Annotated in this window: 15 protein-coding genes and 1 pseudogene; 12 read left to right on the forward strand and 4 right to left on the reverse strand. The window is 72.6% G+C overall.

From position 1 onward, the window contains the following. Positions 1–74: 74 nt before the first annotated feature. From paaA to P8T65_RS42610, 8 genes are all read left to right on the forward strand, one after another. Positions 75–1058 carry a 1,2-phenylacetyl-CoA epoxidase subunit PaaA gene (gene paaA, locus P8T65_RS42575; protein WP_316730804.1) on the forward strand — a complete coding sequence of 328 codons (984 nt, stop codon included), beginning with the start codon at positions 75–77 and terminating at the stop codon, positions 1056–1058. After that, positions 1055–1348 carry a 1,2-phenylacetyl-CoA epoxidase subunit PaaB gene (gene paaB / locus P8T65_RS42580; protein ID WP_316730805.1) on the forward strand — a complete coding sequence of 98 codons (294 nt, stop codon included), beginning with the start codon at positions 1055–1057 and terminating at the stop codon, positions 1346–1348. The genes paaA and paaB overlap by 4 nt, the downstream gene beginning before the upstream one ends. 10 nt (positions 1349–1358) lie before the next feature. After that, positions 1359–2186: a 1,2-phenylacetyl-CoA epoxidase subunit PaaC gene (paaC, locus tag P8T65_RS42585; RefSeq protein WP_316730806.1), complete on the forward strand. Its 828-nt coding sequence runs from the start codon at positions 1359–1361 to the stop codon at positions 2184–2186. Next, entirely contained in the window at positions 2180–2695 is a 516-nt protein-coding gene (gene paaD, locus P8T65_RS42590; RefSeq protein WP_316730807.1) for a 1,2-phenylacetyl-CoA epoxidase subunit PaaD, read from the forward strand. The genes paaC and paaD overlap by 7 nt, the downstream gene beginning before the upstream one ends. Further along, entirely contained in the window at positions 2695–3807 is a 1113-nt protein-coding gene (gene paaE, locus P8T65_RS42595; RefSeq protein ID WP_230216463.1) for a 1,2-phenylacetyl-CoA epoxidase subunit PaaE, read from the forward strand. Before paaD ends, paaE begins: the two co-directional genes overlap by 1 nt. An 8-nt stretch (positions 3808–3815) precedes the next feature. Then, positions 3816–4583 (forward strand): enoyl-CoA hydratase/isomerase family protein, encoded by a 768-nt coding sequence (locus tag P8T65_RS42600; protein WP_230216465.1) that lies wholly within the window; start codon positions 3816–3818, stop codon positions 4581–4583. Between the two features lie 493 nt (positions 4584–5076). Beyond that, entirely contained in the window at positions 5077–6279 is a 1203-nt protein-coding gene (locus P8T65_RS42605) for a cytochrome P450 (RefSeq protein WP_316730808.1), read from the forward strand. A 151-nt stretch (positions 6280–6430) separates the two neighbouring features. Beyond that, positions 6431–6604 (forward strand): hypothetical protein, encoded by a 174-nt coding sequence (locus P8T65_RS42610; RefSeq protein WP_316730809.1) that lies wholly within the window; start codon positions 6431–6433, stop codon positions 6602–6604. On the opposite strand, the gene P8T65_RS42615 is transcribed toward P8T65_RS42610, so the two are convergent. The 3 genes from P8T65_RS42615 to P8T65_RS42625 all read right to left on the reverse strand — a co-directional run bounded on the left by P8T65_RS42615 (position 6550) and on the right by P8T65_RS42625 (position 9624). Then, a complete protein-coding gene (locus P8T65_RS42615) occupies positions 6550–7788 on the reverse strand; it encodes a PP2C family protein-serine/threonine phosphatase (RefSeq protein WP_316730810.1) in 1239 nt (412 codons plus the stop codon). The two genes, P8T65_RS42610 and P8T65_RS42615, sit on opposite strands and share 55 nt — an antisense overlap. A 101-nt stretch (positions 7789–7889) precedes the next feature. Next, positions 7890–8654 carry an IclR family transcriptional regulator gene (locus P8T65_RS42620; RefSeq protein ID WP_184897535.1) on the reverse strand — a complete coding sequence of 255 codons (765 nt, stop codon included), beginning with the start codon at positions 8652–8654 and terminating at the stop codon, positions 7890–7892. Between the two features lie 115 nt (positions 8655–8769). Next, on the reverse strand, positions 8770–9624 hold the full coding sequence (locus tag P8T65_RS42625) for a glycoside hydrolase family 16 protein (protein ID WP_316730811.1): 855 nt from the start codon (positions 9622–9624) through the stop codon (positions 8770–8772). A 256-nt stretch (positions 9625–9880) separates the two neighbouring features. Here P8T65_RS42625 and P8T65_RS42630 point away from each other — a divergent pair, with 256 nt between their 5' ends. After that, positions 9881–10867, forward strand: coding sequence for an SDR family oxidoreductase (locus tag P8T65_RS42630; protein ID WP_316730812.1), 987 nt, complete (start codon positions 9881–9883; stop codon positions 10865–10867). Positions 10868–11013: 146 nt separating this feature from the next. Here P8T65_RS42630 and P8T65_RS42635 read toward each other — a convergent pair. Beyond that, positions 11014–11211: pseudogene (locus P8T65_RS42635) on the reverse strand (cytochrome P450); the annotation flags it as partial. Between the two features lie 156 nt (positions 11212–11367). Between P8T65_RS42635 and P8T65_RS42640 the strand changes: the two are divergent. The 3 genes from P8T65_RS42640 (at position 11368) to P8T65_RS42650 (ending at position 12550) form a co-directional block, all read left to right on the forward strand. Then, positions 11368–11856: a DUF5709 domain-containing protein gene (locus P8T65_RS42640; RefSeq protein WP_316730813.1), complete on the forward strand. Its 489-nt coding sequence runs from the start codon at positions 11368–11370 to the stop codon at positions 11854–11856. Between the two features lie 138 nt (positions 11857–11994). Then, on the forward strand, positions 11995–12201 hold the full coding sequence (locus tag P8T65_RS42645) for a hypothetical protein (protein ID WP_316730814.1): 207 nt from the start codon (positions 11995–11997) through the stop codon (positions 12199–12201). Further along, the gene (locus P8T65_RS42650; RefSeq protein ID WP_316730815.1) at positions 12149–12550 is read left to right on the forward strand and encodes a phosphatase PAP2 family protein; all 402 of its coding nucleotides are present in this window, start codon (positions 12149–12151) and stop codon (positions 12548–12550) included. The genes P8T65_RS42645 and P8T65_RS42650 overlap by 53 nt, the downstream gene beginning before the upstream one ends. Positions 12551–12577 lie beyond the last annotated feature (27 nt).

Below are 12577 nucleotides of genomic sequence, written 5' to 3' on the forward strand. Positions count from 1 at the left end.
CGGCACCTGCCGTAGCACGGAGAACTCAACCATGACACAGGCCGAATGAATGTTCGGTAGGGGAGGTAGGGGAGATGTCCGCGACATACGCCGACGCGTCGGCGGGCCGCGCAGAGCCGGAGCTCCAGCAGCACTTCGAGGCGACGATCGCGCGGGACCAGCGGATCGAGCCGCGTGACTGGATGCCCGACGGTTATCGGAAGACGTTGGTGCGGCAGATCGCGCAGCATGCGCATTCGGAGATCATCGGCATGCAGCCGGAGGGGGAGTGGATCACGCGTGCGCCGTCGCTGCGCCGCAAGGCGATCCTCTTCGCCAAGGTGCAGGACGAGGCGGGGCACGGGTTGTATCTGTACTCGGCGGCGGAGACGCTGGGTGCCGATCGCGCCGACCTGACGAACCGGCTCATCGAGGGCCGCCAGAAGTACTCGTCGATCTTCAACTACCCGACCCTGAGCTTCGCCGACGTGGGGGTGATCGGCTGGTTCGTGGACGGGGCCGCGATCTGCAACCAGGTGCCGCTGTGCCGCAGTTCCTACGGGCCGTACGCGCGCGCCATGGTGCGGATCTGCAAGGAGGAGTCGTTCCACCAGCGGCAGGGCTATGAGCTGTTGCTGACGATGATGCGCGGTACCGGCGAGCAGCGGGCGATGGTGCAGGACGCGGTGGACCGCTGGTGGTGGCCGTCGCTGATGATGTTCGGTCCACCCGATGACGCCTCGCCGAACTCGGCGCAGTCGATGGCGTGGAAGATCAAGCGGCACTCCAACGACGAGTTGCGGCAGCGGTTCGTCGACATGACGGTCCCGCAGGCGGAGAAGCTCGGCGTCGCCCTGCCCGACGCCGAGTTGCGCTGGAACGCCGAGCGCGGCCACCACGACTTCGGCACCCCCGACTGGGCCGAGTTGGCCAGGGTGATCTCCGGCGACGGGCCCTGCAACGCCGAGCGCGTCGCCCGGCGCCGGGCTGCCCATGAGGAGGGCGCCTGGGTCAGGGAGGCGGCCACCGCCCACGCCGCCAAGCAGGCGGCCCGTACGCAGAAGGGAGCGGTGGCATGATCACCGAGAAGAACGACTGGCCGCTGTACGAGGTGTTCGTGCGCGGCAAGCGCGGTCTGAACCACGTCCACGTGGGCTCGTTGCACGCCGCCGACGACCAGATGGCGCTCACGCACGCCCGTGACCTGTACACCCGCCGTAACGAGGGCGTGTCGGTCTGGGTCGTGCGCTCCGAGCACATCGCCGCTTCCACCCGTGACGAGAAGGACCCCTTCTTCGAGCCGAGCGCCGACAAGGTGTACCGCCATCCCACGTTCTACGACATCCCCGACGACGTCCCGCACATCTGAGGAGCAGGGTATGAGTGACGACCACGTCTACCTGACCCTGGCCGAGGGACACGAGGACGACACCCGCTGGGCGTACGGCACCGGCTTCGAGGACCCCCTGCACGGTGTGGACACCACGGTGCCCGACGGCGTCGACAGCGGCGAACTGGCCGCTGTCTGTGTCGCGTTGGCCGACGACGCCCTCGTCAGTGCTCAGCGGCTCGCCGAATGGACCACGCGCGCGCCCGAGCTGGAGGAGGAGGTGGCCCTGGCGAACATCGGGCTCGACCTGCTCGGCCAGGCCCGTCTGCTGTACTCCCGTGCCGGGCAGGTCGACGGCACCGGACGCGGGGAGGACGCCTACGCCTACTTCCGCGGCCCCGACGACTTCCGCAACGTGCGCCTCGCCGAACTCCCCTGCGGAGACTTCGCGTTCTCGATCGCCCGGCTGCTGGTGCTCTCCGCCTGGCGCCTCGCGCACTTCGAGCGGCTCACCGCCTCCGACGATCCGGTGCTCGCCGCGATCGCCGCCAAGGGTGTCAAGGAGCTGAGCTACCACCGGCAGTACGCCGCCGAATGGGCCGTACGGCTCGGCGACGGCACCGCCGAGTCGCGTCACCGGATGCGGGACGCGCTGGAGCAGGTCGCGCCGTACATGGAAGAGCTGTTCACCGCGTATGACGTCCGGGACGAAGTCGGAGCGGTGCTGAAGCAGGTCACGGAGGCGGCCGGACTGTCGATGCCGGTCTACCGGCCGCTGTCCGGCGCCGGCCGCGACGGCAAGCACGGCGCGCACCTCGCCCCGCTGCTGGCCGAGTTGCAGAGCGTGGCCCGCGCCCACCCGGACGCGACATGGTGACCGTACTGACGGATGTGCGCCGTGCCCGGCACATCGCCGCGTCCGTGCCGGACCCCGAGCTGCCGATGCTGACCCTGGCCGACCTCGGCGTGCTGCGGGGCGTCGAGGCCGGTGAGGACGGGACGGTCGTCGTCAGCCTCACCCCGACCTACTCCGGCTGCCCGGCCATGGCCGAGATGCGCGCCGACGTGGCCGCGCGCCTCACAGCCGCCGGATACGCGCACGTCCAGGTGCGCACGGTGCTCGATCCGCCCTGGACCACGGACTGGATCACGCCGAGCGGCCGCCGCACCCTCGCCGAGCACGGCATCGCGCCCCCCGGACCGGCGCCGCGATCCTCCTCCGGCCCGGTGCCGCTGACGCTGTCACCCATCCGCCCGGCAGTGCGGTGCCCCTTGTGCGGCTCGGCCGACACGCAGGAGGCCTCGCGCTTCGGCGCCACTTCCTGCAAGGCACTGTGGCGCTGCCGCGCCTGCCGCGAACCCTTCGAGTACGTCAAGGAGATCTGATGGAGGACCTACTGCCACCCGGCACCTCCGCCCCCGCGCCCGTGCGGCGACGCCGCCCGGCCTTCCATCCCCTACGCGTGGCCGCCGTGCAGCGGCTGTGCGAGGACGCCGTCGCGGTCGGCTTCGACATCCCGGACGACCTGGCGGAGGAGTTCGCCTTCGCCCCGGGCCAGTCGCTCACCCTGCGCCGCGAGGTCGACGGGCGGGACGAGCGTCGCTCCTACTCGATCTGTTCGCCGGTGGGCGCACGGCCGCGCATCGGGGTGCGCGAAGTGCCCGGCGGGCTGTTCTCCTCCTGGCTGGTCCACGACGTACGGCCCGGCGACACCCTGGAGGTGATGGCCCCGACCGGTGCCTTCACCCCCGAACTCACCGCGCCCGGCCACCACGTCCTCGTCGCGGCGGGGTCCGGCATCACACCCATGCTCTCCATCGCCGAGTCGGTTCTCGCCGCCGACGACCGCTCGCGGGTCACGCTGTTCTACGGCAACCGCCGCACCGGATCGGTCATGTTCGCCGACGAACTCGCCGACCTGAAGGACCTCCACCCGGCCCGCTTCCAGCTCGCCCACGTCCTCTCCCGCGAGCCGCGCGAGGCCGAGGTGCTCTCCGGCCGCCTGGACGCCGATCGCCTCTCCGCCCTCATCGGCGGCCTCGTCGACGTCATCGCGGCGGACCACTGGTGGCTGTGCGGACCCCACGGCATGGTCCGCGACGCGCAACGGGTCCTGGCCGACCTGGGGGTGCCCGACACCCGTATCCACCAGGAGCTGTTCCACGCGGACGACGCACCGGTACGGCAGACACGGCACGAGGAAGCCGTCGCCGAGGGCCCCGTCAGCCTGGTCACCGTCACGCTCGACGGCCGGTCCACCACCGCCGCGCTGCCCCGCGCGGCGACGGTGCTGGACGGTGCCCAGAAGACGCGCCCCGACCTGCCCTTCGCCTGCAAGGGCGGCGTGTGCGGCACCTGCCGCGCCCTGGTCACCGAAGGGGAGGGCGACATGCGCCGCAACTTCGCCCTCGAAGCCGCAGAGGTCGAGGCCGGCTATGTGCTGACCTGCCAGACCTTCCCCGTCTCCGAGACGCTGACCGTCGACTTCGACAGCTGAGGAAGCCCATGTCCGTCCACCTGGAAGTCGCCGAAGGTGTCGGCACGATCCGCCTCGACCGCCCACCGATGAACGCCCTCGACATCGCCACCCAGGACCGGCTCGGCGAGCTCGCCGCGGAGGTGACCGAGCGAGACGACGTCAGGGCGGTGATCCTTTACGGCGGCGAGAAAGTGTTCGCGGCCGGCGCGGACATCAAGGAGATGAAGCTCCTCGACCACGCGGGAATGGTCAGGCGCTCGCGGCCGCTCCAGGATGCCTTCACCGCTGTCGCTCGCATACCCAAGCCGGTCGTCGCCGCGGTCACCGGTTACGCACTCGGAGGTGGCTGCGAGCTGGCCCTCTGCGCCGACTATCGGATCGCTGCCGACAACGCCAAGCTCGGCCAGCCCGAGATCCTGCTCGGACTGATCCCCGGCGCGGGCGGTACCCAGCGCCTGTCCCGGCTCGTGGGCCCCTCCAAGGCCAAGGACCTCATCCTCACCGGCCGGACGATCAAGGCTGACGAGGCCGTTCGGATCGGCCTGGTGGACCTCGTGGTTCCGGCCGCCGAGGTGTACGCGCACGCGCGGGACTGGGCCGCCCGGCTGGCGAAGGGCCCCGCACTCGCGCTGCGGGCCGCCAAGGAGTCGATCGACCGGGGCCTGGAGACCGACCTCGACACCGGTCTCACCATCGAGCGCAACTGGTTCGCGGGCCTGTTCGCGACGGAGGACCGCGAGCGGGGGATGCGCAGCTTCGTCGAAGAGGGCCCCGGCAGGGCGACGTTTCTCTGACTGAAAGCGGATCGGAACGGTCGGTCGTGCCGGCTTCCCCGGGCGGCATCACGGGTCGTCCCGCCGGCCGGCAAGACCCCACCCGCACTCTCGGTCGGCCTGGGACGCGCCGTCGAAACTCTCCGGAGGGGGCGGCGGGCATGCACTGGTCAGCATAGGTTCACAGCCATGCAGAGCTCCCAGCGGGACGCCATCGGCGAGCCCGAGATCATCGCGGGTTTCGTCGAGTCGGAGGTTCCCGACGCCGCAGGCGACGAAGTCCCGTCGGGGCCTGTGCCTGTGCCTGGCACGTCCCAGGGCAAGGCATGGCTGTGGGCTGGGCTGGGAGGCGCCGTGGTGGCGTCGCTCGTTTGGGGTGCGGGACTCCATGCGGCCGGGCTCGCCGGGACGGCCGCGCTCGGCGGGTTTCGAGCAATCCGTCAGACTTGTCCGCCGTCGCGTTCTGCCGTCGGAGCGCCGTCCAGGGAGGCGATCTTGACTAGGGTGGAGCCCCATGCCGACCACAACGCCCGAGCAGCCGCCCCTCGTCGATCCCGCCGAACTCGTCGCGGACCCCTACGCGGTGTACACGCGGCTGCGGGAGGCCGGGCCGGTGCACCGGATCGCCGGGACGGACGGGCTTCCCGCCTGGCTTGTCACGCGGTACGACGACGTGCGCCAGGCCCTCGCCGACCCCCGGCTCTCCCTCGACAAGCGCAACGCGACCCCCGGCGGCTACCACGGGCTCGCGCTTCCGCCGGCGCTGGACGCGAACCTGCTGAACATGGACCCGCCGGACCACACCCGCATCCGGCGCCTGGTGTCCCAGGCGTTCACCCCGCGCCGTGTCGCCGGCCTGCGCGACCCCATCAGGCGGACCGCCGACGCGCTGCTCGACGCCGTCGAACCGCACGGCCGGGCCGACCTCATCGCCTCGTACGCCGCACCCCTGCCGATCAGCGTGATCTGCGACCTGCTCGGCGTGGCCCCGCACGACCGGCACGACTTCCGGTCCTGGACCGACGTCCTGATCGCCCCGGACCCGACACGACCGGAACGTGCGAAGGAGGCCGTCCGCGACATGCTGGGCTTCTTCACCCTGCTCATCGCGGGCAAGCGCGCCGAGCCGTCCGACGACCTGCTCTCCGCGCTGATCGCCGTACGCGACGACGAGGACCGGCTCAGCGAGGACGAACTCATGTCCCTCGCCTTCCTGATCCTGTTCGCGGGATACGAGAACACGGTCCACCTCATCGGCAACTCCGCCCTGGCCCTGCTCCGCCACCCCGGGCAACTGCGCGCCGTGCGTGCCGACCCCGGCCGACTGAGCGGCGCGATCGAGGAGTTGGCCCGCTACGACGGTCCCGTGCCCCTGGCCATCCGGCGCTTCCCCGTCGAGGACCTCACCATCGGCGGAGTGGTCGTCCCGGCCGGTGAGACCGTCCTGCTGTCCCTGGCCGCCGCGCACCGGGACCCGCACCGCTTCACCGACCCCGACCGGCTGGACATCGGCCGCGACGCCACCGGGCATCTCGCCCTCGGCCACGGCATCCACTACTGCCTCGGCGCGCCGCTGGCCCGGATGGAGACCGAGATCGCCCTCGCCGCGCTCCTCGACCGGTTCCCCGGTCTGGCCCTCGACATCGCGCCGGACGAGGTGCGTTGGCGGCCGTCCATGCGGGCCCGCGGTCTGCTCGAACTGCCGGTGCGGTTCTGAAGGGGGCGCCGGGCGCCCTCCGTCGTACGCCTCGCGGGCGTCGCGTGGGGTGCACCTGTCTTCTGGCGTACACCCTGGGGTCGGCCTTGCCGCGCACGATCGAGACCAGCACGCGCGGGGAGGGAGGGGCGAACTGGAGTCGCGCGAGGCGTTGCGCGAACTGCTGGGCGAGCCCGGGCCGGTGATGATCGCGACCGGCTGCGCCCGGCAGGTCCTGCTGTTCACCAACCTCGACAACGCCACGAGCAACGCGCTCCACCTGCGGCTCGGTCATGTCCCGGTCGGCGACTTCGCCGGGTACGACTTCTCGCCGGAACCGCTGTGACCAGGAACCCCCGGGAGGCGTTGGCCCGGCCCCGGGGCAGCCGCCGTCGGTTTGCGGAGCAGCAGGAGGGCCGCGTCGTCGTGCAGGCGGCCTCCCACGTGTTTCAGCAGTTCGTCGTGCAGGGCCGTGAGGGTGTGGGCCGGCTCCTCGGAGAGATGGTGCGCCAGTCGCTCCGGGAGCGGGTAGAACTCGCGGTCGCGGTCCCGGGCCTCCGTGACGCCGTCGGTGTAGAGCAGCAGCTGATCACCGTCGGCGAAGGGCAGCGTCTGCAGCGCGGGGGTCTCGCCGGTGAGAGCGCGCAGCCCGAGGGGCGGCGCCGGCAGGGCCGGCTCCACGGGGACCACGTCGGCGCCGCGCACCAGCAGCGGCGGCGCGTGTCCGCAGTTGACCAGCTCCAGCCGATCCGGCTCGGGGTGCCCGGCGACCACGGCGGTGACGAAGTCGTCGCTGCGCAGATTGCGGGCCAGGCTCCGCTCGATCCGGTCGACCACGGCGAGCAGGTCGGGCTCCTCGTACGCCGCCTCCCGGAACACCCCGACCACCAGGGCGGCGACCCCCACCGCGGGCAGCCCCTTGCCGCGCACGTCGCCCACGATCAGCCGCACCCCGTAGGGGGTGGGCACGAGCGCGTACAGGTCCCCGCCGATACGGGCCTCGGCGGCGGCCGCGCTGTACCGGACGGCCACCTGGAACGGGCCGACGACCGCCGGCACCGGCTGCAGCAGCGCGTGCTGGGCGGCCTCGGCGACCGAGCGGACGGCCGCCAGGACCCGCTCGCGGTGCCCGCGCAGCGCACCGGCCAGTCCGCTCGCCACGGTGACGGCCGCCAGCGCGGACAGCACCGCGGCCAGCTCGTGTCCCCGCGCGCCGTCCCGGACGCCGAGCATCGTGCCCAGCACTCCGGCGAGCAGCCCGACACAGAGGACGCCGCCCGGCCCGCTGGTAGTGGCGGCCAGCGCCGGCCCGGCCGCAAGCAGCGGCAGCCAGGTGTGCCCGGCCCCGCCGAACAGACCGACGACCACGATGACGGACACGATCAGCACGAGCACGACGGGCAGGACGGGCGTACCGGAGGCGAGCTGCGCGGCGACCCGGTTCCGGGCCGCCGCCCCCGGGGCGGCCGCTCGTCCCCGGGGCGGCCGGATGGGCTCCTGGTTGCCGCCGAGCTCTCGGGTGTGACTCATGTTTCGCCCGCAGTCCTCACCTGTGCGTGGAGCATGCGCTCCAGAATTGTCCGTTTGATCCAGGAAAAAGGATGGGCGCGGGCGCCACAAGGAGCCGATTTTCAGATAGTGAGCGACAGGCCCCTGGTGACCCGGCTCGCGGTCGGGAGCAGCCTGGCCCGGACCTCGTCGAGCCGGGAGAGCCGGTCCGCCCGCAGCGAGACCCCGAGCGAACCGAGCGTGTCCCCGCTGTACACGGGCACCGCGACACAGACCGTGCCGAGGGAGTACTCCTCCAGATCCGTGACGGCTGGTGCGATGGGGGAGGAGTCCAGTCGGCGGAGCAGTTCCGGGGCGTCGGTGATGGTCCGCGGGGTGAGGTCCGCCAGGTGGTGCCGGGAGAGATAGTCCCGGCGGGACTCCTCGTCCAGCTCACGCAGTACCGACTTGCCCAGCGCGGTGGCGTGCCCGGCGTCCTCGAACCCCACCCAGAGGTCCACCCGGGGCGCCCGGGCGCTGTCGACGATCTCGGCGACCCTGATCTCACCGTCCTCGTAGAAGGTGAGGTACGCGGCGGTGGTGAGCTCGTCCCGCAGCGCGGCGAGCGTCGGCCGGACCCGGCTGAGCAGGGCCTGCCCCCGGCCGGTGCTGTGCAGGGCCGTCACCTTGTCGCCCAGGACGAAACCGCCGTCGGCCAGTTTCCGCAGATAGCCGTCGTGGACCAGGGTCCGCAGCAGGTGGTATGCGGTGGCCAGGGGCAGCCCGGTCTCCCGTGCCAGCTGTTTCGCGGGCGCGCCGTTCTCGTGGGCGCTCACCGCCTCCAGCAGGCGGAAGGCCCGCTGCACGGAGGTGATGAGGGTGGGGCCGGGGCCTTCGTGCGCAGCCATACGACCAGCGTGCGCCGGGCACGCGACCTGGGCAAGCTCCGCCCGGGCAAGCTCCGCCCGGGCAAGCTCGCCCGGGCCGGGCAACTGGGCCGGGGGGCTCCTCGACCCGGGACGATCACTTCCACCCGTACGCGTAGGCCGCGACCCAGGTGATGTCGAGCTGGGCACTGCTGCCCGGTGCCGCGCCCGGTCCCTCCAGGGCGCTCTCGTTCTGCAGCACCCACGACAGCGGCCGGTCCGGCACGTCCCGGGTGTCGTGGCCCACCTGCCGCCCGTCCACGAAGAACCGCACATGACCCGGCGTCCACTCCGTCGACACGGTGTGCCACCGGGTCCAGTCGTCGCTCCCCGGGAAGTACCCCTGTTCACCGCCGCCGCAGGGATGGTGGAAAGCGGTGAGGTCGCCGGTCCACTCACCTTCGGGATGGTCCATCTCGCAGCCCCCGCCGTAGTGCAGCCAGGCCGACTTGTATCCCGGGGCGAGCTTCGTCACCTTGATACGGGCGCTGTACTTGCCGTACTTCATCTGCATGACCGCACGGGGTACCACCGCCGCAGCGTGCACGGGACCCCCGTCGGCGGGCCGCCACATCCGGATGAACATCCGGCCGTCGCCGTTCTCCGCAGGGCCCACGCTCACGGTGTCCTCCGGGTGGTAGACACCCACGACGTCCCGGCCCCGGTCGTTGGCCGTGTCACGCCAACCCGTGGGGTACGCCCACCAGTTGTCGCGGTATGCGCCGGTGAGGCCCCCGCAGTGGGCGGCGGAGGTGTCGACCCGGTGCTCGCAGTCGCTGAACCCGCCCAGCGGCACCCGGTCGCCGTCGAAGTCCTCCGCCAGGACCTGCCAGAACGGCCCGCAATCGCCCCGGGGCAGGTCGGTGTCGGCGACACGGCAGGCGTCGGCCGACACCGGCGCTCCCTCGGCACGGGGAACGCCGACGAGCGCCACCAGCAGCAGGAGACCCACGGAGGGCCACACCGCGCGTCCACGACGTTTCGGTGCCGCGTGCGAACCCATTGGACAGCCCCCTTCGTCCCACCGCGGGATGCGTGGCGCGAGGGGAGCATCGTCACCGCGCGACCGCTCCGGCGCCATCCCCGCGGCCGGGCGCCTACCGGAAGGTCGTATTCCGCCACCGCCGAGGTGAATCGGCGGTTTCGGGTACTCGGGGCCCGGAGCCGGACCCGACGCGTCCGGGACGTCGGACCTGAGGAGGTACGCGATGCGACTGGGGGACCACGTCGTGGTGCTGACGGGAGCGTCCAGCGGGATCGGCCGGGCCACGGCCGAGGCCTTCGCCGGCAAGGGGTGTGCCGTGGTACTGGCGGCCCGCCGTGAGGAGGCGCTGGAGGCGACCGCCCGGGAGTGCGAGACGTACCGCGGGGCGCGGACGCTGGCCGTGCCGACCGACATGACCGACGCCAAGGCGGTCGAGGACCTGGCGAGGCGCGCGGTGGAGGAGTTCGGCCGGATCGACGTCTGGGTCAACAACGCGGCCGTCAACGCCTTCGGCCGGTTCGAGGACGTACCGCTGGAGGACTTCCGGCGGGTCCTGGACGTCAACGTGATGGGCTACGTCCACGGGGCGCGCGCGGCTCTGCCGGTGATGCGCGCGCAGGGGCGGGGGACGCTCGTCAACATCTCCTCGATCGTGGGAGCCGTCGCCCAGCCCTACAGCCACCCGTACAGCATGTCCAGACACGCCGTGCAGGGCTTCGGATCCAGCCTGCGGCAGCAGCTGCGGGTGGAAGGGGTGAAGGGCGTGCGGGTGTGCACGGTGATACCCGCGACCATCGACACCCCGCACTTCGAACAGTCGGCCAACTACACCGGGCGCAAGGTCGTCGCCATGCCGCCCGTCTACAGCCCCGAGCGGGTCGCCAAGGCCGTCGTCGACCTGGTACGGCATCCGCACCGGGAAGTGGTGGTCGGCCCGGCCGGTCGGGCCCTGGTGCGCAGGGCCCGGAAGAACCCGGCGCCGGCGGAGCGTGTGATGGCCAAGCAGACCGACAGGACCCATCTGTCCCACGACGAGACGGCACCGACCACGCACGGAACGCTGCACGTCCCCGCCCCCGGCGAGGGAGCGGTGCACGGCGGCTGGGGCGGTCGGCGCCGCACGGCGCTGCGCCGGACGGCGGTCGTCGCGGTGCTGGGCGCGGGCGCGGCCGCCGCGGGACGCCGGATCAGCCGTGAGATGGCCGCCTGACCGGACTGACCGACGGGCTGACCACCTGACCGGACCCGACCGGGCTGCTCGGCCCGGCTGACCGGACGGGACGTGGGTGCGGGTGAACGGCCCGCACCCACGCGGACTTCAGTGCGGCGGTTCCACTTCGGCGGGCGCCGCGCGACCTATCGCGACGCGCGTTGCCGCGCCGGTACCCGGACGGACTCCATGACGAAGCCGCTGCGCACCCGCGCCGGCATCCGGGTCAGCGGGATCCGCAGGTCCTGCGCGGGCACCTCGTACTCCAGCCGGGCCAGCCGCGGCCCCAGGGCCCGCAGCAGCGCGACGGTGACGTCCTCTCCGGGGCAGCGATGACTGGCGCGCCGCGGACCGTCGTGACAAGGGGCTCGTGCGACCCCGACGAGGGGACGGTCGCGCCCCCGACGAGAGGGCGGTCGCGGCACAGAGGTGTTACACCCCACGGAACTCGGTACTCCGCACGGAGACCACCAACCGGTCGAACACCCCCGGAGGCGAGCATGAGCGACGAGAACATGGCGGACGACGCCTACCAGCCCACCGGTGGCAACGAGGAGCAGGAGGACGCCGCTCCCCTGGATCTCCAGGACGCGCTCGACGAACGTACGTACGACGACATGCTGGACGAGGGCTATTCGCCGCCGGAGAGGCCGCTCGGCGTCACCAAGAGCGGGACCACGGCCGCCGAGCAGCACGAGGGCGAGTCCCTCGACGACAGACTGCGGCAGGAGGTGCCCGATGTGGAGGTCCCGGCGGGGGACGGCATCGGAGACCTCCCCGGCGGAGAGGGCGAACCCCTCGATCCGGAGGCCGGAGCGGACCGCGCCGGCCGCCTCGTCGCACCCGACGAGGGCGCCCGGACGGACACCACCAAGGAACTGATCGCCGAGGACGAGGGCATCGACGGCGGCGCGGCGGGCGCGGAGGAGGCAGCTATGCACGTCGTCCCCGACGACGCGCTGTTCACGACGGACCCGCCGGAGGTCTGAAGGACTCGCATCGGCCCGCACTTCGGCCCACCCTTCGGCCCGCGCGTCGCCCTGCGCCTCCGCTCCGCGCCGACCACTGCGCCGCCGCGCCGCACGCGGCCCGTCGCGGCCGCGGGGCGAGCGGTGCATGACTGGAGCATGAACGTGTCGGCCGGGCTGCGGGCAGGGGATCGGTGGCTTGCCAAGCGGCTGGCGGCCTGGGATCCCGTCCGCGTGGGCAAGCCGTTCTGGGCGGTGGAGGAGACCGTGGAGCGCGCCAGGCTGTGGTGCGCGGCGGCCGTGGGGTGGCCGGGTGAGGCGGTGGGCGCGGCCGGCGAGCGGCGGCGGTGGGCCTGGCAGCGCTGACGGTGGCGCGGCCGGCTCCAACGCGCTCGGCAAGCAGCTGATCGACCGGCGCAGGCCGCCGAGGGAGTGGTTCCCGCACGCCGAGGTCGACGAGCGTCCCGCGTCGTCGTCGTTCCCGTCCGGCCACACCGCAGGCGCGGTCGCACTCACGGCCGCCGTCCGGCCCACCTGGCCCGCGGCCGGCGCCGTGTGCGCGGTCCCCACCGTGGTCGTGGCCGTCGAGCGGGTGCAGAGCGGCGCCCACTTCCCGAGCGATGTCGCCGCGGGCGCCGTGATCGGCCTGGCCGGTGCCTGGAGCGCCCGCCGCCTCCCACGCCTGCTGCTTCTCGCCGTCCGCCGACTGCCCTGACGCGCAAGGGCGTGCCGGATCACGAGG

The sequence above is a fragment of the Streptomyces sp. 11x1 genome (assembly GCF_032598905.1).
GTDB lineage: Bacteria > Actinomycetota > Actinomycetes > Streptomycetales > Streptomycetaceae > Streptomyces.